We start from the raw sequence: 17,714 nt of genomic DNA, 5'->3' as shown, positions 1-17,714 counted from the left end.
CGGGTTCAGCCCGCCTTGTGCATGGCGATGGCGGTGTCCGACATGCGGTTGGAGAAGCCCCACTCGTTGTCGTACCAGGACAGGATGCGCACGAACGTGCCGTCCATGACCTTGGTCTGGTCCATCGCGAAGACCGAGGAATGCGGGTCGTGGTTGAAGTCGTGCGACACGTTCGGGTCGAGCGTGTAGCCGAGAATGCCCTTCAGCGGGCCGTCGGCGGCGACGCGGATCGCCTCCTGCACTTCCTGTATGGAGGTCGCGCGCTTGGCGACGAACTTGAAGTCCACCACCGAGACGTTGGGCGTCGGCACGCGGATCGACGAGCCGTCGAGCTTGCCCTTGAGCTCGGGCAGCACGAGGCCGAGCGCCTTGGCGGCGCCGGTCGAGGTCGGGATCATCGACAGGGCGGCGGCGCGCGCCCGGTAGAGGTCCTTGTGCATCGTGTCGAGCGTCGGCTGGTCGCCCGTGTAGGAGTGGATCGTAGTCATGAAGCCGGTTTCGATGCCGATCGTCTCGTGCAGCACCTTGGCGACCGGCGCCAGGCAGTTGGTCGTGCACGAGGCGTTGGAGACGATCTTGTCGGCGGCCGTCAGCGTGTCGTGGTTGACGCCATATACGACGGTCTTCTCGTCGGCCGCGTTGGTCAGCGGGCCGGAGATCAGCACCTTCTTGGCGCCGGCTTCCAGATGGGCCGAGGCCTTGCCGGGATCGGTGAAAATGCCGGTGCACTCGAAAGCGATGTCGATGCCCATCTCGCCCCAGGGCAGGTTCTTGGGGTCGCGCTCGGCGGTGACGCGCATCGGCCCGCGGCCGACGTCGATCGTGTTGCCGTCGACCTTCACCGTTCCGGGGAAGCGGCCATGGACCGAATCGTAGCGGATCAGGTGGGCGTTGGTCTCCACCGGGCCGAGATCGTTGATCGCGACGACCTCGATGTCGGTGCGGCCCGATTCCACGATGGCGCGAAGCACGTTGCGGCCGATGCGGCCGAATCCGTTGATGGCGACACGTACTGCCATGGTCTTCCTTTCCTGGAGGGCGAGGCCGCCGGGCCTCGTCCGAATTCGCCGGCGCCAGGGGAGCGGCGGCGGGCTGCGATGGCATGGCGCCGGCGGGGCGCCGGACGAAGAGGGATCAGGAGAAGGCGGCGCCCTTCGCTCCGAAGGCGCGCGTCGCACGCGGGCGGCGCGGGGCCGGGCGCGAGGGGGAAGCGGGCCTCTGGGCGAAAGGCATGGGTCGAACGTCCTCCCGGATGCGCCTTGCGAGTGACACTCGGCGCCTGTCGCGCGCACTCATCATAGGTTCTTCGCGCCTGTCAATCATCGCGGCGCGAAGCTCCGGCGTGGAAAAGCTTTTCACGCCCTTGCGTTCCCGTTAAAGCGGGTGGGTGGCCTTCCGAGCTCTGGCGTTCGGCCGGGCCGCCGATGTCTCGAAGGGTGAGGGAAAAGGGGTTTTCATGCCGGACGCGGGCCCGCTGACCGACGCGACGAATCGCCTTCAAGCGGCTCTCGAGCGTTTGGAGCGTGCGGTGGAGAGGCGCGTCTCGCGTGACCACATCGTCGTTTCCGCCGAGGAGGAGGTGCAGCGCATGACGGCCGACCGCTCCCGCCTCGCCACCGAACTGGACGCGGCGCTGACGCGCGCTTCGCGCCTCGACGCGGCCAACCGCGAAGTGTCGCGCCGCCTCGTCAACGCCATGGAGACGATCCGCGACGTCCTGGCGCAGCGCCGGGGCTAGCGCCTCGCCCTCCGCCCCGACGCCGCCGAACCTCTGAAAGACCGCCATGCCCCAGATCGTCGTTTCCATCGATGGCAAGACCTACCGGATGGCCTGCGCCGATGGCGAGGAAGAGCACCTGACCGGCCTCGCCGCCGATCTCGACGGGCGGATCAACGAGCTGCGCGGCTCGTTCGGCGAGATCGGCGATCTGCGCATCACCGTCATGGCCGCCATCATGGTGAGCGACGAATTGTCTGAACAGCGCCGGCGCGTCGCCGAACTGGAAGCGGAACTCGCCCGCGCCGGCTCGGCGGGCGATCTGGCCGCCACGGTGGGCGACCAGCGCCTGATCGAGCATCTGCTGGGCGTCAGCGACATCGTTGAGCGGATCGCGGAGCGGCTGGAGACCGGCCGCTGACACCGCAGTTCAACGCCGCCTTTCGCGCCGAACTGCGGACCCTTTTCGAATGGCGGCGCGACGTCAGGCACTTTCGCCGCGACCCGCTGCCGGAGGGGACGCTGGAGCGTCTCCTGGAAACCGCGTCGCTTGCCCCCTCCGTCGGCCTCAGTGAGCCCTGGCGCTTCATTCTGGTGAGCGATCCCGCGCGCCGCGCCGCGATCCGCGCGGGTTTTGCCCGGCAGAACGCACTCGCGACTGAGAAGCAGGCGGGAGCGCGCGCGACCCTCTATGCCCGGCTGAAGTTGGAGGGAATGGAGGCGGCGCCGGTTCAGTTCGCGCTCTTCGCCGATCCCGACCCCGCGCAACTGAATGGGCTCGGCCGACGCTCCATGCCGGAAACGGCGGCCTACAGCGCGGTGCTCGCCGCCCATACGCTCTGGCTCGCCGCCCGGGCGGAGGGGCTGGGCCTTGGCTGGGTGTCGATCCTCGACCCCGCCGAGGTAATAGGCATTCTGGACGTTCCGACCGGCTGGCGCTTCATCGGCTATTTCTGCCTGGGCTATCCCGAAGCGCCAGCTGCCAGCCCCGAACTCGAGCGCGCCGGCTGGGAGCGGCGACGGACGCTGATAAGCAAATTGGTTTATCGCTGAGGGCTGCAAATGCTTGAGGGCCGAAATGCTTGCGCGCCGACCTCTGGCGCTCAAGGCCGCGAAGGCCTATATTCGGTCTCGGCGGGCTGCGCGGTTCGACAGGGATAACTTATTCCCCGGGGCCTTACTCATCCCTTAGGGAGCTGTCCCTGCTGCGGTCCGTGGACTGTGGCACACGGCGCCCACCTACTTTGTAGGTTCCCGGGATCAACCTTCTCATCGGCCGAGGTGGCTCGCCACTATCCTCCCCTCATCAATGGTCCGCCTTCCGGGGCGAAGACCGGAGCGGCTCTGCGCCGCCCCGAGCCCCATGAGCCTCGGCCTTCTCGGCGAAGGGCTCAATTGGCCTGATATTTTTCCAGAATTGAGGCCAGCAGCGTGTTCGCCGTGTCCGACGAACTCGTGCCTTGCGTCTGCGCGCCGTCGCCCTGGCCCGGCGCACCGCCAGCGGGCGGCTTGCCGCCGGGAGGCGGTGCGCCTGGAGGAGGCCCACCGGCCGGGGGCGGACCGCCCGGGCCATGGCCCTGCGCCGCGCCAGGGCCGCTCTCGGCACCGTCGAGCGACAGATTGGTCAGGAGGCTGGTCAGCTTGGCGGTGGCCGAGGCCTCCGTGCTGCTGTCCGCCGCGCCTTCGTCGCTGCCCGTGCTTTGCGCCGCTGCCAGTTCCGCCGCGCTGACGACGCCGTCGCCGTTGGTGTCGAGCGCCGAAACGCTTTTCACCAGCGAGGTCGCGGCCTGAGATGTCGAGGATAGGGATGAGATGGATGTCATGCGATCTCCGTTGGAGTTCCGAGGAACCCTTCCGGTGTCACGCCGCTCGCTTGCGCGGGGATCGCCTTGCGCCCTCCACTGGATTTCAAATTGTATCAATGGGTTGCGGTGGATTGCCGAGAGAGAAATGCCCGTCGTTTTGCCTATCCGCCAAAGCTGCTAAGAGCGTGTTGAGAACTACGGCGGAGGACGAACCCGGTGGACCTCGTGGCGGATCGCAAGCAGGCGCTGCGGCGCGAGATGATGGCGCGGCGCGCCGCGCTGCCGGCGGTCGCGCGCATCGAGGCTTCGCTCGCGATCGCGGACCATGCCGAGACCTCGCTCCGCTTCGAGCCGGGCACGGTGGTGGGCGCCTTTCTGCCGATCGGCACCGAGGTCGACCCACGCCCGCTCATGGCGCGGCTGCAGGATCGTCGTGCGCGTCTGGCGCTGCCCTGCATCGTGGGGGGCGATCTCGTGTTTCGCGAATTGCGGCGCGGGGCCGAACTCGTGCCCCAGGGCTTCGGCACGCATGGGCCGGGAGTGGATGCGCCCGAGCTCGACCCCACGCTTCTTCTCGTGCCGCTGCTGGCCTTCGACCGGCGGGGCGGGCGCATCGGCTATGGCAAGGGCTTCTACGATCGCGCCATCGCCCGGCTCGATGCGCTGCACGGCCGCGTCGACACGCTGGGCCTCGCCTTCGACGCGCAGGAAGTGCCGGAGGTGCCGATGGCGCCGGGCGACCGCTTTCTCGATCGGATCGTCAGGGAAAGCGGAGTTCTGGACCCCAGCGCATCGGCTTCTGGCTGACGGCGACGGGTGCCACGGGCTTGGGCGCGCCGAAGATCTGCGTCCAGTAGGTCGGCCCGCCCTCGCTCAAGCGGCCGCCGGCAAAGCCCATTTCGGTGACATTGGGGTTGAGCAGGTTCTTGCGATGGCCGGGGGAGTTGATCCAGCCGACCATGGCTGCGCCATAGTCGGAATAGTTGCGCGCGATATTTTCCGCGACCGTCGACCAGTCGTAGCCGAAGCGCGCCACGCGCCCGGGCAGGGCGCCCGCCACCTGATGGTCCATCTTGTTGCGCTCGGCCATGGCGGCGGTCTGCCATTGCGCCGCCTGCATCAGCTTTTCATTGATGCGCAGCGGCTTCAGACCGTTGCGGGCGCGAAAGTCGTTGACCAGCTTCAGCCCCTCGTCCCGGCCGATGGCGAGCGGCGCGGTGCGGCTGGTATCCACCGGCTTGACGGTGGTGCAGGCGCCAAGGCCGAGGCTGAGACAAAGCATGAGGGCGCGAAGGGAAGGGGTCTTCAAGTCTCGTCTTTCCTGCCCGCTCGGGGCGCTTGCGGTTCGCCGGCCGCGCTGGACGGCGCACGGGCGCGATGTTTTTTCCAAAAATTCCCGTTCCCCCTTTGGCCCGACCTGCGTTAGAGGCCAAAGCCAGACGAAACCGGAGAGCCGAGCGTGATCGAGCTTTACACCTGGACGACGCCGAACGGCGAAAAGCCGGCGATCATGCTGGAGGAGTGCGGGCTCGACTACGACCTGCGCCTTGTCGATATCTCGACCGGACAACAAAAGGAATCGGGCTTTCTTGCGATCAACCCGAACGGGCGCATTCCCGCGATCGTGGATCGGGACGGCGGCGAGGGGCATCGCGTCTTCGAATCTGGCGCGATCCTGGTTCATCTCGCCGAGAAGACCGGCCGGTTCCTCGCCCCCTCCGGCCCGGCGCGCTCGGAGGCCTTCGCCTGGACCTTCTTCCAGGTCGGCGGCACCGGGCCGATGATCGGCCAGATCCATTATTTCAAGAACGCGGAAGAGCGCAGCGACTTCGCCATCCGGCGCTTCGAGCGCGAAAGCGAGCGGCTGCTCGGCGTGCTCGACGCGCGTCTGCGCGAGGTCGAGTTCCTGGCCGGCGACTATTCCATCGCCGACATGATGAACTGGACCTGGGCCCGCTCGGGCCTTCGCGATCTGAGTGCCAGTGACCGCTTTCCCGCGCTCTCGGCCTGGGTGGACCGGATCGGCGAGCGGCCCGCCGTCGTCCGCGCGCTCGACCGTCTTCAGGAGGCCAAGCGCCTCGCCGCCGAAAAGGCTTCGAACGCATGAGATTTCTGTTTCTGGGCGACATGGTCGGCCGCAGCGGACGCACCGCAGTCTATGAGCGCCTGCCGGGCCTGATCGCCGACTGGCGGCTCGACTTCGTCGTGGTCAACGGCGAGAACGCGGCCGGCGGCTTCGGGGTGACGGAGGAGATCTTCGAGGAGACGATCCAGGCCGGCGCCGACGTGATGACCACCGGCAACCACGTGTTCGACCAGCGCGAGGCGCTGGTCTTCGCCGCCCGGCACGACCGGTTCCTGCGTCCTGCCAACTATCCGCCGGGCACGCCGGGCAAGGGTTCAGGCTTCTACGAGGCGCGCAACGGCGCGCGGGTTCTGGTCGCCAATCTCATGGGCCGCGCCTTCATGCATCCCGAACTCGACGATCCGTTCCGCGCGGCGGGCGACATCGTCGCGGCCTGCCCGATGGGCGAGCAGGCCGACGCGATCATCATCGACATGCATGCCGAGGCGACGAGCGAGAAACAGGCCATGGGCCATTATCTCGACGGGCGCGTCTCGGTCGTGGTCGGCACGCACACCCATGTGCCGACGGGCGACCACCAGATCCTCGCCAACGGCACGGCCTATCAGTCGGACGCCGGCATGTGCGGCGACTACGACTCTTCGCTCGGCATGGAAAAGGAGGAGCCGCTGAACCGCTTCCTCACCCGCATTCCGCGCGGGCGCTTCGAGGCGGCGGGCGGTCCGGCGACGATCTGCGGTCTGGCGGTGGAGATTTCCGACCGCACGGGTCTGGCTGAGAAGGTCTCGGCCGTTCGCATCGGACCTCGGCTGGAGGAGGTCACGCCGAGCTTCTGGTAGCGGCGCTTCTGGTAGCGACGTTTCCGGTGGCGCCCCAATGATGCCGTGAAGGCCCTGTCTGCTGCATCGCACTCGGGGCGCGGCGCTGCGCCGACGCGTTTCGTGGCTGGGGGATCATGCCATTCAAACGTCGCCACCATCTTCTGGGCCTGCTGCTCGCCGCCGTCGGCTTCGCCACGTCGCTGCCAGGGCTGCCGCATCTCGTGCGCCATCATCACGTGAACCTGCGCTCGCTTTCGGTTCAGCAGCTCGACGACGACGAGGATCGCGAGGTGGCCTCCGCCTTGGTGGAGCGCGAGAAGGACGAGTCGGACGACGATCCGAGCACGGGCGAAGCCGAGGGGTGAGACTCCTCAGGCCTCGTCTTCGCCCTCGAACAGACTGGACTGGACGCCTTGATAGGTCGCCGGCACAGCGAGGCCGAGATGGCGGAAGGCGTGCTGGGTCAAGAGCCGGCCGCGCGGCGTGCGCTGGATGAAGCCCTGTTGCAGGAGATAAGGCTCCACGATGTCCTCGATCGCGTCGCGCGGCTCCGACAAGGCGGCGGCGATCGTCTCGATGCCCACCGGACCGCCGCCGAAATTGAGGGCGATCAGGTCGAGATAGCGCCGGTCGAGCTGGTCGAGCCCGAGCGAGTCGACGTCGAGGCGGATCAGCGCCTCGTCGGCGGTGCGTCGGTCCACCACCTCGGCCCCCGCCATGGTGGCGAAGTCCCGCACGCGGCGCAGGAGGCGGCCGGCGATGCGCGGCGTGCCGCGCGCGCGCCGGGCGATCTCTCGCGCGCCGTCGTCACTCATCGGCAGGCTCATCAGCCGCGCGCCGCGCTTCACGATGTGTTCGAGTTCGTCCACCGTGTAGAAGTTCAGCCGCACCGGAATACCGAAGCGGTCGCGCAGCGGAGTGGTGAGTAGGCCGAGCCGCGTCGTCGCCGCCACCAGTGTGAATTTCGACAGGTCGATCTTCACCGAGCGCGCCGCCGGCCCCTCGCCGATGATGAGGTCGAGCTGAAAATCTTCCATGGCGGGATAGAGGATTTCCTCCACCGCCGGGCTGAGGCGATGGATCTCGTCGATGAACAGGACGTCGCGCTCTTCCAGATTGGTGAGCAGCGCCGCCAGATCACCGGCCTTGGCGATGACCGGGCCGGAGGTGGAGCGGAAGTTGACGCCGAGTTCCTTGGCCATGATCTGCGCCAGCGTCGTCTTGCCGAGGCCCGGCGGCCCGACGAAGAGCACATGGTCCAGCGCCTCGCCGCGCGTCTTGGCCGCCTCGATGAAGATCTTCAGATTGGCGCGCGCCGCGGCCTGGCCGACGAAGTCGTCGAGCCGCTGCGGGCGCAGCGTCGCGTCGACGTCCTCGCCGCGCTTTTCGGGGGTGATGAGGCGGTTGTGGCTCATGGGTCGGGTCCGTTCCGCTCAAGGCCCGGCCGGGCAGGGCGGGTTTGTCGTGTGGGCTTTCGCGATGAAGGCGACTTCACCGCAAAGGCTTCAGGTTTTTGGTCGGCCGCATCGCCGGGCTGGAAAGCGGGCGCGCCTTGCCGGGACCAAGCTCTATCGGCTGAGAGCCTTGAGGCCCAGCCGGATCAGCGCCGTGGAGGCAGCACCTTCGCCCGCTTCGCGGAGGGCGGTGGCGACCGCGCTCGCCGCCTGCTCGCGGGAATAGCCGAGATTGACCAGCGCCGACACCGCGTCGGCCACGGGCGCGGGCGCCACGCCTTCGCCGATCTCGCGCTTGAGGCCCAGCGTCTCGTCGCCTGGGGCGCCCGAAAAGGCCGGCACCTTGTCCTTCAGTTCGGCGACGATGCGCGCGGCGACCTTGGGCCCGACGCCCGGCGCGCGGGCGACGGTGGCGCGGTCCTGCAGCGCCACGGCGTTGGCGAGGTCGCCCGGCGTCAGCGTGCCGACCACGGCGAGCGCGACCTTCGCCCCGACGCCCTGCACGCTTTGGAGAAGGCGGAACCATTCGCGTTCGGCCTTGGTCGAGAAGCCGTAGAGGCGGATCATGTCCTCGCGCACATAGGTTTCGATGAAGAGCTCCGCCGCCTCGCCGCGCCCCGGCAGATGCGCCAGCGTGCGCGCGCCGCAGAAGGCGACATAGCCGACGCCATGCACGTCGATCGTGGCGCTTTCCTCGTCGGTCTCGTCCACCGTGCCTTTTAGCTTGCCGATCAAGGATGGGTCTCCGGGCAGATGATGGTGAGGTCGGGGAAATAGGCGCGGTAGCGGCTGGCGTCTCGCGTCAGCAGCCGGTGGCCGGCGGCCAGCGCATGGGCGCCGATGAGAAAGTCGGGCAGCGTGCGGTCCCGCCGCCCGCCGCGCTCGCGATAAAGACGATGCGCCTGGCCGGCGGGATAGGCGGCTTCGAAGGGGAGGGTCTCGCGCTTCGGTCGCATCCAGGCGATGGCGCGAAACAACTGCTCTTCGGGCAGGGGCGTGAAGGCTAGTTCGGCCCAGACGATCGAACTGAGAATGATTGGCCCGCTCGCCATCGCCTCCCTTAGGAGATCGAGGGCGGAATCCTGCAGCGGGCCCGTGCCGAGAATGTCGATGAAGACGTTGGAATCAACGAGGGTCGAGATCATCACGTGGACCTCTCAGCCAGTCGATGAAGTCCTTTCCGTCCATGCCCTTGGTGTCCAGCGTCCCCCGCGCGGCCTCGACGCCTCGCCGGAACTCGTCCCACTGCTTCTCGGGGTCTTGCGCCGAACTCTCGCGCACGAGTTCCACCACATCGCCCCGGTCGACAAAGGCCACTTCGCTGCCCGGCCCGATCCCCAGCTTGTCGCGAATAGGCTTGGGGATCGTCACCTGACCCTTTTCGGTCACTCGCATGGTGGGACTCCAAGGTAATACCTAGAGGTATTACCTAATCGAAAGGCAGGAACAGGTCAAGAACATCAAAGTCCCGCCAGCACGGCGCGGGCCTGGGCGGACTGGCGGTGATGCGTGTGGCAGATGGCGATGGCGAGCGCGTCGGCGGCATCGTCGCCGTCGAAGACCGCGCGCGGCATGAGCACCTTCACCATCATGTGGATCTGCGCCTTTTCGCCGTGGCCGACGCCGATCACCGCCTTCTTCACCGCGTTCGGCGCGTATTCCGCGACGGGCAGGCCGGCCAGCGCGGGCACCAGAAGCGCGATGCCGCGTGCCTGACCGAGCTTCAGCGTCGCCACCGCGTCCTTGTTGACGAAGGTCTGTTCCACCGCCGCCTCGTCCGGCTGGTGGTGATGCACCACGGCGCTCAGCCCGTCGTACAATTGGCGCAGGCGCGAGGCGAGGTCGAGCTTGGCATCGGACAGAACCGTGCCGCTCGCCACGAAGCGCAGCGAGTTGCCCACCGTCTCCACAATGCCCCAGCCCATGCGCCGCAGGCCCGGGTCGATGCCGATGATCCGAATGGTCCGCTCCTGGAGCATGAAAACGCGCCTCCCCTTGCTTAACGGATTCTTCGATTAAAGACAAAGAGTGAACGGATCGAAAACACAGCGGAACATGCCGCGCGCGGCTGCCCATCAAGTTGCAGTGACGCGCCTTTTGCCGGTCCATGCGGGCTTCCATCTCTCCGGCATGACACGACACACGATCCCCATCTCGCGAATTGCGGGCACGCTGCTCGCCGGCGCGCTCATGGTCTGGCCGGCCGGGGCGCAGGACGCCGCCGGTCCCGCTGAGCCGGCCGCCGTTCCCCCCGACGCGCGCGGGGAGGGGGCCGCGACGCCGGCCGCCCTCAGCTTCGACGCTGCGCGGGAGCGCGCCGCCGGCTTCGCCGCGCTGGAAACGCTGCTGATCGCGCAAGGCGGCGAAACGCTGGTGGATGCGGGGTTTCGCGGCAAGCGGACCGATCGGGCGACGAACATCAAGTCGGCATCGAAATCCGTCGTCGCAACTCTGGTCGGCATCGCGATCGACAAGGGCGCGATCAAGGGCGTGGACCAGCCGATCTCGGACTTTCTGGCGAGCGACTTCCCCGCCGATCCCGACCCGCGCCTCGCTCAGGTCACGGTCGGCCATCTCCTGTCGATGCAGGCGGGGCTGGAGCGCACCTCGGGCGGCAACTACGGCGCCTGGATCTCCTCGCGCAACTGGGTACGCGACGCGCTGCGCCGGCCTTTCGTGAGCGATCCCGGCGGGCCGATGCTTTATTCCACCGGTTCGACCCATCTCCTTTCGGCGATCCTCACCAAGGCGACCGGCCGCTCCACCCTGCAGCTGGCGCGCGATTGGCTGGGGCCGGCGGGCGTGCGCGTGACGGATTGGGAGCGCGACCCGCAGGGCATCTATCTCGGCGGCAACCAGATGGCGATGACGCCGCGCTCGCTCCTCGCCTTCGGCGAACTTTACCGTCGCGGCGGGCTCGCCGCCGACGGCACGCGCGTCCTGTCGGAGCGCTGGATCGCGGAAAGCTGGACGCCGCGCACCACGTCTCGCTTCCATGACGGGCGATACGGCTATGGCTGGTTCATCGACCGGTTCGCCGGGCACGAGGGGCGCTACGGCTGGGGCTATGGCGGGCAGATGATCTACGTCATTCCCGATCTGCAACTGACCGTCGCCATCACATCCGACGAGACCCAGCCCTCGGCCCGCTCGGGCTATGTCGCCGATCTTCACCGGCTGGTGTCGGAGACGATCGTGCCGGCCGCCGAGGCGCGTCTGGCATTCCCCGCAGCCACGTCACTGCCGAAGAGCTGACACGAAAAGGCCGCGCGGGGCGAGCCGGCGCGGCCTCTGGTCTGAAAGCGAAACGTGTCAGGCGGCCGAAAGCTTGGCCATGACCTCTTCGTCCACTTCGAAATTGGCGTAGACGTTCTGCACGTCGTCGTCGTCTTCCAGGTTGGCGATCAGGCGCAGGACGCTCTGCGCCTTGTCCTCGTCCACCGGCGCGCCGGTCTGCGGGCGCCAGATGATCTTGACGCTTTCGGCCTCGCCCAGCGTCTTTTCCAAAGCGGCGGAGACCTCGCCGAGATCGGCGAAGGCGGTGATGATGCGGTGGCCGTCCTCGTCGGACTGCACGTCGTCGGCCCCGGCCTCGATCGCCGCTTCCATCACCTTGTCGGCGTCGCCGGCCTTGGCGGGATAGACGATCTCGCCGACGCGGTCCCACAGGAAGGAGACGGAATTGGTTTCGCCGAGCGCGCCGCCCGCCTTGGTGAAGTAGGAGCGGACGTTGGAGGCGGTGCGGTTACGGTTGTCGGTCAGCGCCTCGACGATGACGGCGACGCCGCCCGGACCATAACCCTCGTAGCGGACCTCTTCGTAGTTCTCGGTGTCGGCGCCCGCGCCCTTGTTGATGGCGCGCTGGATGTTGTCCTTGGGCATGGACTGCGCCTTGGCGTTGTTGATCGCCAGCCGCAGACGCGGGTTCATGTCGGGGTCCGGCGTACCGCTCTTGGCCGCCACCGTGATTTCGCGCGCCAGCTTGGAGAACATCTTGGAGCGCACGGCGTCCTGCCGCCCCTTGCGGTGCATGATGTTCTTGAATTGGGAATGACCGGCCATCGGGGCACCTGTCTCGTCGGATTGGAGATGAATGACGGTTCTATAAAGGCTGTTGGGGAGCGAGGACAAGATTGTCGCGGGCTTTGCCGGCCGGGAGTTTGCGGCAGCGAGCCATCTGGCGCCCGCTCTCGGGAATATGACTTGGCGCCGGGGCGGGGAACGATAAGTTCGCTTTAGCAAATGCTTCCGTCCGAAAGGCGATGCGATGCGCCGGCTTCTTCTTCTGACGATGCCCCTTCTCCTGTTCGGCACGGTCGCGATGGCGCAGGCGCCGGAGGAGACGCCCAGCGCCTGCCTCGCCATGGCCGAGCGCGCCGGGGTCCGCACCGCCTCGCTCGACAAGCCCGCGCCTTATCGCGTCGCCGCGAACGAAGTGCGCGCGCGGGGCGAGGTGCGCATTACCTATGTCAGCCACGCGACCTATCTCATCGAAAGCGGCGAGGGGGTGCGGATCGCCACCGACTATGCCGGCTTCTCGGGCGAGGGGCCGCTGCCCGACGTCGTCACCATGAACAAAGCCCATTCCACCCATTACACCGACTTTCCCGACCCGGGCATCGCGACGGTGCTGCGCGGCTGGAACCCGGCGGGCGGCGCGGCCCGTCACAACGTGACCGTGGGCGATGTGCTGATCCGCAACGTGCCGACCGACATCAACCGCTTCGGCACGTTCGAGGCGGACGGCAATTCCATCTTCATCTTCGAGATGGATGGCCTGTGCATCGGCCATCTCGGCCATCTCCACCACAAGCTGGCGGCGGACGACTATGCCGCGATCGGCCGGCTCGACGTGTTGATGGTGCCGGTGGACGGCTCCTGGACCATGAGCCAGAGCGGCATGGGCGAGATCGCGGCCAAGCTCCACTCCTCCGTGGTGCTGCCCATGCACCGCTTCCGCACCCCGATCGAGCGGTTTCTGGAACAGATTCCGGATTTCGTCGTGGAGCGGCGGAGCGAGGATACGTTGACGCTCTCAGCCCGCACGCTCCCGAAACAGCCGACCGTGATCCTTTTGAAGGGCGTCTGACGGCGGCCGGTGGCGTGTCGCCGCCCAAATCGCTATGACGCCCGGCATGACCGATCAGCTTGCCGGCCGGCTCACGGAGTTCGGCCACCGTCTCGATGTGCGGGTGTATTTCGAGGACACGGATTTTTCCGGCGTCGTCTATCACGCGCGCTACCTTCACTTCTTGGAACGCGGCCGCACAGACTATCTCCGGCTGCATGGCATCGGCCATCGCGAGCTGATGGACGGGGCTTTCGGCGAGCCCATGGCCTTCGCCGTGCGGCGCATGGAGATCGAGTTCCTGGCCCCCGCCCGGATCGACGACGTGCTCACGGTGGAAACGCGCACGGCGCTGCTCGGCGGGGCGCGCGTGGTTCTCGATCAGCGCATCCTTAAGGGCAGCAAGGTTCTGATCGAGGCGAAGGTGAAGGTCGCGGTGATCTCGCCCGAGGGCAAGCCGCGCCGCATGCCCCCGGCCGTGGCCGAGCGCCTCCAGCCTGCCGGTGCCGCCGACGCGCCGTGACGCGCTGCCGCAGTGCGGAATAAAATCGCCGGTTCGAAAGCTTAGGGACAGGGCCGTGCTGTAGGGAAAACGAATTGTTAACCCTAACGGTGCTTCATACGGTTCGCGGCGAAGTCCTTGCTGCGCCATTCTTTTACCGGATTCCCCGGCGAAAGGACCCGTACCGGACATCCGGGGGGACGGCGCGTGCGGGTGGCTGCCCGACCGGCCGGCCAGCAGGCGGGCGCGAAGGGGCGCCGCAGCGTGGACGGGCCGCCGGCTTTACGAATTCGAGGGACTGAGGATGAACGACGTCGCACAGACTGCGCTCGCCGCCCATGGCAGCGACATGTCTTTGATGGGACTTTTCTGGCAGGCCGGCTTCGTCGTGAAGCTGGTGATGCTGGGGCTGCTCGTGGCGTCGGTCTGGACCTGGGCGATCATCTTCGATAAATGGGCTCGCTACGGCCGCTTCCGCCGCCAGCTCAACACGTTCGAGAGCACTTTCTGGAGCGGCCAGTCGCTGGAAGAGCTCTACCACACGCTGTCCGACCGCAAGACCTCGGGCATGGGCGCGCTGTTCGTCGCCGCCATGCGCGAGTGGAAGAAGAGCTTCGAGAAGGGGGCCCGCTCACCGATCGGCCTGCAGACCCGCATCGAGAAGGCCATGGACGTAACCATGGCGCGCGAGATGGACGAGCTGGAATCGCGCCTCGGCTTCCTCGCCACCGTCGGCTCGGCCGCGCCCTTCATCGGCCTGTTCGGCACGGTGGTCGGCATCATGACGGCCTTCCAGTCGATCGCCGCCTCCGAGCAGACGAGTTTGGCTGTCGTCGCCCCCGGCATCGCCGAGGCGTTGCTGGCGACCGCCATCGGCCTCGTCGCGGCCATTCCGGCGGTGATCGCCTACAACAAGCTTTCGGCGGACGCGAGCAAGCTCGGCATGCGGCTCGAGGCCTTCGCCGACGAATTTTCCTCCATCCTGTCGCGTCAGATCGACGAGAAGGCGAGCGCCGGTCGCTGATCGCGCCCGCATCGTTCGAGAGCATACGAGGGGACTGACACCATGGGCATGTCGACGGGCGCCGCGTCATCGGGCGGGGGATCGCGACGCCGCCGCGGCAAGCGCCGGCAGCCGATGAGCGAGATCAACATGACGCCCATGGTGGACGTCATGCTGGTCCTGCTCATCATCTTCATGGTGTCCGCGCCCCTGATGACGGTTGGCGTGCCGCTGGAACTGCCCAAGACGCAGGCCAAGGCGCTGAACGCCGACAAGCAGCCCATCACCATTTCCGTCCAGCGCGGCGGCGAGATCTTCCTGCAGGAAACGCCGGTCGAAGCCGCCAACGTGGTCGAGCAGCTCAAGGCCATCGCGGAAGCGGGCTACGAGGAGCGCATCTTCCTGCGCGCCGACGGCGAGGCGAGCTACGGCACGGTGATGCAGGTCATGGCCCGCATCTCGGCCGCCGGCTTCAAGAATATCGGCCTCGTCACCTCGCAGGAGAAGGCCGCCGCGCATGGCGCCGCCTCTCAGATCGCCCCCAAGACCGGGGCGAAGAGCTGACGCGCCCATGAAGTCGCTCACAACCTCCACCGCGCTTCACGCCGTGCTCCTCACCTGGGGGCTCTGGTCGCTCAGCTCTCCCGAGAAGCTTGAGATGGGCGGCGAAGCCGTGCCCGTCACACTGGTCGCCGACGTCAGCCAGTCGATGATCGGCGAGGAGAAGGCGCCCCAGACCGACAAGCCCGCTCCGCAGCCGACCAAGACGGCTGCCAAGCTGCCGATGCCGGCCGAGCATGTCGGCGACAACGAGGTCGATCTTCCGACGCCGCCAGCGCCGAAGGCCGCTCCGCGCGAGTCGCAGAAGACCAAAGTGGACGACGCGCCGCCGCCTCCGCCGGCCGCCAAGCCCCCCGAGCCCAAGCCTGAGCCGAAGCCGGAACCCAAGCCCGAGCCGAAGCCCGTTCCCGCTCGCGTGCCCGAGCCGACGCCGCCTCCGCCTGAGACCAAGCCGCCTGAGCCCGAAGAGGATTCGGCTGAGGAGGACACGACGCCCGAGATCGATCCTCTGGCGGCAGAGATCGCCAAGGCCGAGGCCGAAAAGCCGCCTGCGCCGCCCAAGAACGTGCCCGCGCCGCAGGTGAAGCCCAAGCCCCCCGAACCCGTGAAGGTGGCCGAGACGAAGCCTGAGCCGGTCAAGGAAAAGCCCCCGGAGAAGGCCAAGGCGACGGAGAAGACCAAATCCACCGAGGCCTCCAAGGAAAAGACCCACGAAGCCAAGAAACCGGGCAAGCAAAACTCGAAGAACGACCCTCTTGAGGATGCGGTTCTGGCGGCCCTGAAGAACACGCAGGAGACGACAGGCGGTGGCGCCAAACGATCGACCCAGCAGGCTTCGCTCGGCGGCAAGACGCAGACGGGCGGAACCTTGTCGCAAAGCGAGATGGATGCGCTGAAAGGTCAGATTTCCAAATGCTGGAATCCGCCGGCCGGCAATTCCGACGCGGCCTCCTTCCAGGTGAAGATCTCGATGCAGCTCGATCCGTCCGGTGCGGTGCAGGGCATGCCGCAGATCGAATCGGGGGGCGGCTCGTCTCCGGCCCAGCGCGCCGCAGCCGAGGCGGCGGTGCGCGCGGTTCGCCGCTGCGCGCCCTACAATCTGCCGGCCGAGAAATACGAGACCTGGTCCGAAGTTACCGTCAATTTCGACCCGAGCCAGATGTTCTAACCCTCCAATCTCCCAGGACGGCTTCGGCTGTCCTCTCGTCCATCGCTTCCGAGACAACGGGTGCGCCGAATGGCGCGACACAGGCCCGGTGACCGAACGGGAAGGTTCCACCCCATGACTCGCTCCAGCACGACCTCTTCGCCATTTCGCCGTAGCCTGCGGACCCTTGGCCTCGCGCTCGCCGCCACCGCCGCCTGCCTCGGCGCGGCTATGCCGGCCCATGCGAAGGTCGAGATCAATGTCAATCAGGGCAATGTGCAGCCCCTGCCGATCGCGCTGCCGGCCTTCCAGTCGCGCGATGGCTTGGGCGCCAAGCTGATGGAAGTCGTCGCGGCCGATCTCAAGCGCTCCGGTCTCTTCGCGCCGATCAACCCGACGGCCTTCATTCAGAAGGACCTGTCGCCCGACGCCACGCCCCGGTTCCAGGACTGGACGGTGATCAACGCTCAGGCGCTGGTTTCCGGCCGCGTGACGCCTGAGGCTGACGGCCGGCTGCGCGTCGAGTTCCGCCTATGGGACACCTATGCCGGCCAGCAGCTCGACGGGCAGCAGTTCTATGCCAGCCCGGACAACTGGCGCCGCATCGCCCATATCATCGCCGATTCCATCTACGAGCGGCTGACGGGCGAGAAGGGCTATTTCGACACGCGCATCGTCTTCGTGGACGAGACCGGCACCAAGGACAAGCGGCGCAAGCGCCTCGCCATCATGGATCAGGACGGCGCGAACGTGCGCTATCTCACCGAGGGCGGCGATCTGGTCCTGACGCCGCGTTTCTCGCCGAACCGGCAGGAAATCACCTATATGAGCTTCGGCAAGGGCGAGCCGCGGGTCTATCTCCTGCAGCTCGAGACCGGCCAGCGCGAGGTCGTCGGCAACTTCCCCGGCATGACCTTCGCGCCGCGCTTCTCGCCCGACGGGCAGAAGGTGGTGATGAGCCTCCAGCAGGAGGGCAACGCCAATATCTACGCCATGGACCTGCGCTCGCGCGCCACGACCCGGCTGACCTCGACCAGCGCGATCGACACCTCGCCCTCCTTCTCGCCGGACGGCTCGAAGATCGTCTTCGAATCCGATCGGGGCGGGCGCCCGCAGATCTACGCGATGAACGCCGACGGCTCGGGCCAGCAGCGCATCTCCTTCGGCAACGCCTCCTACTCGACGCCCGTCTGGTCGCCGCGCGGCGACCTGATCGCCTTCACCAAGCAATCGGGCGGCCAGTTCCAGATCGGTGTCATGAAGCCGGACGGCTCGGGCGAGCGCATCCTCACCTCCTCGTTCCATGCCGAGGGGCCGACCTGGGCGCCGAACGGGCGCGTCATCATGTTCTTCCGGGATCAGGGGGGCGGTCCGCAGCTCTTCTCGATCGATCTCACGGGCCGGAACGAGCAGCGTGTTTCGACGCCCAACTTCGCGTCCGACCCGGCCTGGTCGCCGGCTCTCGAATAGTTATGGTTGATTTTTCAACGCGTTGTTGACCGGTCGTTAACCCTGAAAATGGTAAACGATCTTCCGAACCATCCACATAC

General features: G+C 67.2%; 23 protein-coding genes and 1 other RNA gene. 15 read left to right on the top strand and 9 right to left on the bottom strand.

Going from position 1 to position 17,714, the window contains the following annotated elements:
* Nucleotides 1–5: 5 nt before the first annotated feature.
* Nucleotides 6–1,019 carry a type I glyceraldehyde-3-phosphate dehydrogenase gene (gene gap, locus M673_RS14745; protein ID WP_061976739.1) on the bottom strand — a complete coding sequence of 338 codons (1,014 nt, stop codon included), beginning with the start codon at nucleotides 1,017–1,019 and terminating at the stop codon, nucleotides 6–8.
* A 437-nt stretch (nucleotides 1,020–1,456) separates the two neighbouring features.
* On the opposite strand from gap, the gene M673_RS14740 reads away from it, so the two are divergent.
* From M673_RS14740 to ssrS, 4 genes are all read left to right on the top strand, one after another.
* Nucleotides 1,457–1,738: a DUF4164 domain-containing protein gene (locus M673_RS14740; RefSeq protein WP_061976738.1), complete on the top strand. Its 282-nt coding sequence runs from the start codon at nucleotides 1,457–1,459 to the stop codon at nucleotides 1,736–1,738.
* Between the two features lie 46 nt (nucleotides 1,739–1,784).
* On the top strand, nucleotides 1,785–2,138 hold the full coding sequence (locus tag M673_RS14735; protein ID WP_061976737.1) for a cell division protein ZapA: 354 nt from the start codon (nucleotides 1,785–1,787) through the stop codon (nucleotides 2,136–2,138).
* Nucleotides 2,135–2,770 (top strand): 5,6-dimethylbenzimidazole synthase, encoded by a 636-nt coding sequence (gene bluB, locus M673_RS14730; protein ID WP_061976736.1) that lies wholly within the window; start codon nucleotides 2,135–2,137, stop codon nucleotides 2,768–2,770. The genes M673_RS14735 and bluB overlap by 4 nt, the downstream gene beginning before the upstream one ends.
* 80 nt (nucleotides 2,771–2,850) lie before the next feature.
* Nucleotides 2,851–3,009, top strand: a non-coding RNA gene (gene ssrS, locus M673_RS14725) — 6S RNA.
* Between the two features lie 99 nt (nucleotides 3,010–3,108).
* Here ssrS and M673_RS24280 read toward each other — a convergent pair.
* Nucleotides 3,109–3,540: a hypothetical protein gene (locus M673_RS24280; RefSeq protein ID WP_061976735.1), complete on the bottom strand. Its 432-nt coding sequence runs from the start codon at nucleotides 3,538–3,540 to the stop codon at nucleotides 3,109–3,111.
* Between the two features lie 240 nt (nucleotides 3,541–3,780).
* On the opposite strand from M673_RS24280, the gene M673_RS14715 reads away from it, so the two are divergent.
* Nucleotides 3,781–4,329 carry a 5-formyltetrahydrofolate cyclo-ligase gene (locus M673_RS14715; protein ID WP_061977872.1) on the top strand — a complete coding sequence of 183 codons (549 nt, stop codon included), beginning with the start codon at nucleotides 3,781–3,783 and terminating at the stop codon, nucleotides 4,327–4,329.
* Here M673_RS14715 and M673_RS14710 read toward each other — a convergent pair.
* Nucleotides 4,283–4,831, bottom strand: a complete 549-nt coding sequence (locus M673_RS14710; RefSeq protein ID WP_148640081.1) for a CAP domain-containing protein — start codon at nucleotides 4,829–4,831, stop codon at nucleotides 4,283–4,285. The two genes, M673_RS14715 and M673_RS14710, sit on opposite strands and share 47 nt — an antisense overlap.
* A gap of 150 nt (nucleotides 4,832–4,981) precedes the next feature.
* Here M673_RS14710 and M673_RS14705 point away from each other — a divergent pair, with 150 nt between their 5' ends.
* From M673_RS14705 to M673_RS14695, 3 genes are all read left to right on the top strand, one after another.
* Nucleotides 4,982–5,629, top strand: coding sequence for a glutathione S-transferase N-terminal domain-containing protein (locus tag M673_RS14705; protein WP_061976733.1), 648 nt, complete (start codon nucleotides 4,982–4,984; stop codon nucleotides 5,627–5,629).
* The gene (locus M673_RS14700; RefSeq protein WP_061976732.1) at nucleotides 5,626–6,447 is read left to right on the top strand and encodes a TIGR00282 family metallophosphoesterase; all 822 of its coding nucleotides are present in this window, start codon (nucleotides 5,626–5,628) and stop codon (nucleotides 6,445–6,447) included. Before M673_RS14705 ends, M673_RS14700 begins: the two co-directional genes overlap by 4 nt.
* Nucleotides 6,448–6,563: 116 nt before the next feature.
* Entirely contained in the window at nucleotides 6,564–6,794 is a 231-nt protein-coding gene (locus M673_RS14695) for a hypothetical protein (protein WP_061976731.1), read from the top strand.
* A 6-nt stretch (nucleotides 6,795–6,800) separates the two neighbouring features.
* Here M673_RS14695 and ruvB read toward each other — a convergent pair whose 3' ends face one another.
* The 5 genes from ruvB to ruvC form a co-directional block, all read right to left on the bottom strand.
* Nucleotides 6,801–7,844, bottom strand: coding sequence for a Holliday junction branch migration DNA helicase RuvB (ruvB, locus tag M673_RS14690; RefSeq protein WP_061976730.1), 1,044 nt, complete (start codon nucleotides 7,842–7,844; stop codon nucleotides 6,801–6,803).
* 153 nt (nucleotides 7,845–7,997) lie between these two features.
* Nucleotides 7,998–8,618 (bottom strand): Holliday junction branch migration protein RuvA, encoded by a 621-nt coding sequence (gene ruvA, locus M673_RS14685; protein ID WP_061976729.1) that lies wholly within the window; start codon nucleotides 8,616–8,618, stop codon nucleotides 7,998–8,000.
* Nucleotides 8,615–9,028 (bottom strand): type II toxin-antitoxin system VapC family toxin, encoded by a 414-nt coding sequence (locus M673_RS14680; RefSeq protein ID WP_187301272.1) that lies wholly within the window; start codon nucleotides 9,026–9,028, stop codon nucleotides 8,615–8,617. Before M673_RS14680 ends, ruvA begins: the two co-directional genes overlap by 4 nt.
* Nucleotides 9,009–9,278: an AbrB/MazE/SpoVT family DNA-binding domain-containing protein gene (locus tag M673_RS14675; RefSeq protein WP_061976727.1), complete on the bottom strand. Its 270-nt coding sequence runs from the start codon at nucleotides 9,276–9,278 to the stop codon at nucleotides 9,009–9,011. The genes M673_RS14680 and M673_RS14675 overlap by 20 nt, the downstream gene beginning before the upstream one ends.
* A gap of 65 nt (nucleotides 9,279–9,343) precedes the next feature.
* The gene (ruvC, locus tag M673_RS14670) at nucleotides 9,344–9,862 is read right to left on the bottom strand and encodes a crossover junction endodeoxyribonuclease RuvC (RefSeq protein WP_061976726.1); all 519 of its coding nucleotides are present in this window, start codon (nucleotides 9,860–9,862) and stop codon (nucleotides 9,344–9,346) included.
* 211 nt (nucleotides 9,863–10,073) lie between these two features.
* On the opposite strand from ruvC, the gene M673_RS14665 reads away from it, so the two are divergent.
* Entirely contained in the window at nucleotides 10,074–11,138 is a 1,065-nt protein-coding gene (locus M673_RS14665; RefSeq protein WP_082639715.1) for a serine hydrolase domain-containing protein, read from the top strand.
* Nucleotides 11,139–11,195: 57 nt separating this feature from the next.
* Here the strand turns inward: M673_RS14665 and M673_RS14660 are convergent, their stop codons facing one another.
* Nucleotides 11,196–11,945 (bottom strand): YebC/PmpR family DNA-binding transcriptional regulator, encoded by a 750-nt coding sequence (locus tag M673_RS14660; protein WP_061976725.1) that lies wholly within the window; start codon nucleotides 11,943–11,945, stop codon nucleotides 11,196–11,198.
* Nucleotides 11,946–12,150: 205 nt separating this feature from the next.
* On the opposite strand from M673_RS14660, the gene M673_RS14655 reads away from it, so the two are divergent.
* The 6 genes from M673_RS14655 (at nucleotide 12,151) to tolB (ending at nucleotide 17,634) form a co-directional block, all read left to right on the top strand.
* A complete protein-coding gene (locus tag M673_RS14655) occupies nucleotides 12,151–12,972 on the top strand; it encodes an MBL fold metallo-hydrolase (protein WP_061976724.1) in 822 nt (273 codons plus the stop codon).
* Between the two features lie 46 nt (nucleotides 12,973–13,018).
* Nucleotides 13,019–13,474: a tol-pal system-associated acyl-CoA thioesterase gene (gene ybgC, locus M673_RS14650; RefSeq protein ID WP_244493240.1), complete on the top strand. Its 456-nt coding sequence runs from the start codon at nucleotides 13,019–13,021 to the stop codon at nucleotides 13,472–13,474.
* A 283-nt stretch (nucleotides 13,475–13,757) separates the two neighbouring features.
* The gene (gene tolQ, locus M673_RS14645) at nucleotides 13,758–14,477 is read left to right on the top strand and encodes a protein TolQ (protein WP_061976722.1); all 720 of its coding nucleotides are present in this window, start codon (nucleotides 13,758–13,760) and stop codon (nucleotides 14,475–14,477) included.
* Nucleotides 14,478–14,519: 42 nt separating this feature from the next.
* Entirely contained in the window at nucleotides 14,520–15,020 is a 501-nt protein-coding gene (tolR, locus tag M673_RS14640; RefSeq protein WP_061976721.1) for a protein TolR, read from the top strand.
* A 7-nt stretch (nucleotides 15,021–15,027) separates the two neighbouring features.
* The gene (locus M673_RS14635; protein WP_061976720.1) at nucleotides 15,028–16,185 is read left to right on the top strand and encodes a hypothetical protein; all 1,158 of its coding nucleotides are present in this window, start codon (nucleotides 15,028–15,030) and stop codon (nucleotides 16,183–16,185) included.
* Nucleotides 16,186–16,299: 114 nt separating this feature from the next.
* Complete coding sequence (gene tolB, locus M673_RS14630) at nucleotides 16,300–17,634, top strand: Tol-Pal system beta propeller repeat protein TolB (RefSeq protein ID WP_148640080.1); 1,335 nt, start codon at nucleotides 16,300–16,302, stop codon at nucleotides 17,632–17,634.
* Nucleotides 17,635–17,714: the final 80 nt, after the last annotated feature.

The sequence above is a fragment of the Aureimonas sp. AU20 genome (genome assembly GCF_001442755.1).
Lineage (GTDB): Bacteria > Pseudomonadota > Alphaproteobacteria > Rhizobiales > Rhizobiaceae > Aureimonas.
The sequence above is the reverse complement of the archived record's forward strand: the minus strand, read 5'-3'. Positions and strand labels throughout refer to the sequence as shown.

Coding starts and splice junctions, on each gene's coding strand:
- M673_RS14635 (WP_061976720.1), top strand. CDS start 15,028: ATGAAGTCGCTCACAACCTCCACCGCGCTTCACGCCGTGCTCCTCACC.
- M673_RS14675 (WP_061976727.1), bottom strand. CDS start 9,278: ATGCGAGTGACCGAAAAGGGTCAGGTGACGATCCCCAAGCCTATTCGC.
- ruvB (WP_061976730.1), bottom strand. CDS start 7,844: ATGAGCCACAACCGCCTCATCACCCCCGAAAAGCGCGGCGAGGACGTC.
- M673_RS14735 (WP_061976737.1), top strand. CDS start 1,785: ATGCCCCAGATCGTCGTTTCCATCGATGGCAAGACCTACCGGATGGCC.
- ruvC (WP_061976726.1), bottom strand. CDS start 9,862: ATGCTCCAGGAGCGGACCATTCGGATCATCGGCATCGACCCGGGCCTG.
- M673_RS24280 (WP_061976735.1), bottom strand. CDS start 3,540: ATGACATCCATCTCATCCCTATCCTCGACATCTCAGGCCGCGACCTCG.
- M673_RS14665 (WP_082639715.1), top strand. CDS start 10,074: ATGGTCTGGCCGGCCGGGGCGCAGGACGCCGCCGGTCCCGCTGAGCCG.
- tolQ (WP_061976722.1), top strand. CDS start 13,758: ATGAACGACGTCGCACAGACTGCGCTCGCCGCCCATGGCAGCGACATG.
- tolR (WP_061976721.1), top strand. CDS start 14,520: ATGGGCATGTCGACGGGCGCCGCGTCATCGGGCGGGGGATCGCGACGC.
- M673_RS14715 (WP_061977872.1), top strand. CDS start 3,781: ATGATGGCGCGGCGCGCCGCGCTGCCGGCGGTCGCGCGCATCGAGGCT.
- M673_RS14700 (WP_061976732.1), top strand. CDS start 5,626: ATGAGATTTCTGTTTCTGGGCGACATGGTCGGCCGCAGCGGACGCACC.
- M673_RS14695 (WP_061976731.1), top strand. CDS start 6,564: ATGCCATTCAAACGTCGCCACCATCTTCTGGGCCTGCTGCTCGCCGCC.
- M673_RS14660 (WP_061976725.1), bottom strand. CDS start 11,945: ATGGCCGGTCATTCCCAATTCAAGAACATCATGCACCGCAAGGGGCGG.
- M673_RS14680 (WP_187301272.1), bottom strand. CDS start 9,028: ATGATCTCGACCCTCGTTGATTCCAACGTCTTCATCGACATTCTCGGC.
- ybgC (WP_244493240.1), top strand. CDS start 13,019: ATGACCGATCAGCTTGCCGGCCGGCTCACGGAGTTCGGCCACCGTCTC.
- M673_RS14740 (WP_061976738.1), top strand. CDS start 1,457: ATGCCGGACGCGGGCCCGCTGACCGACGCGACGAATCGCCTTCAAGCG.
- M673_RS14655 (WP_061976724.1), top strand. CDS start 12,151: ATGCGCCGGCTTCTTCTTCTGACGATGCCCCTTCTCCTGTTCGGCACG.
- gap (WP_061976739.1), bottom strand. CDS start 1,019: ATGGCAGTACGTGTCGCCATCAACGGATTCGGCCGCATCGGCCGCAAC.
- tolB (WP_148640080.1), top strand. CDS start 16,300: ATGACTCGCTCCAGCACGACCTCTTCGCCATTTCGCCGTAGCCTGCGG.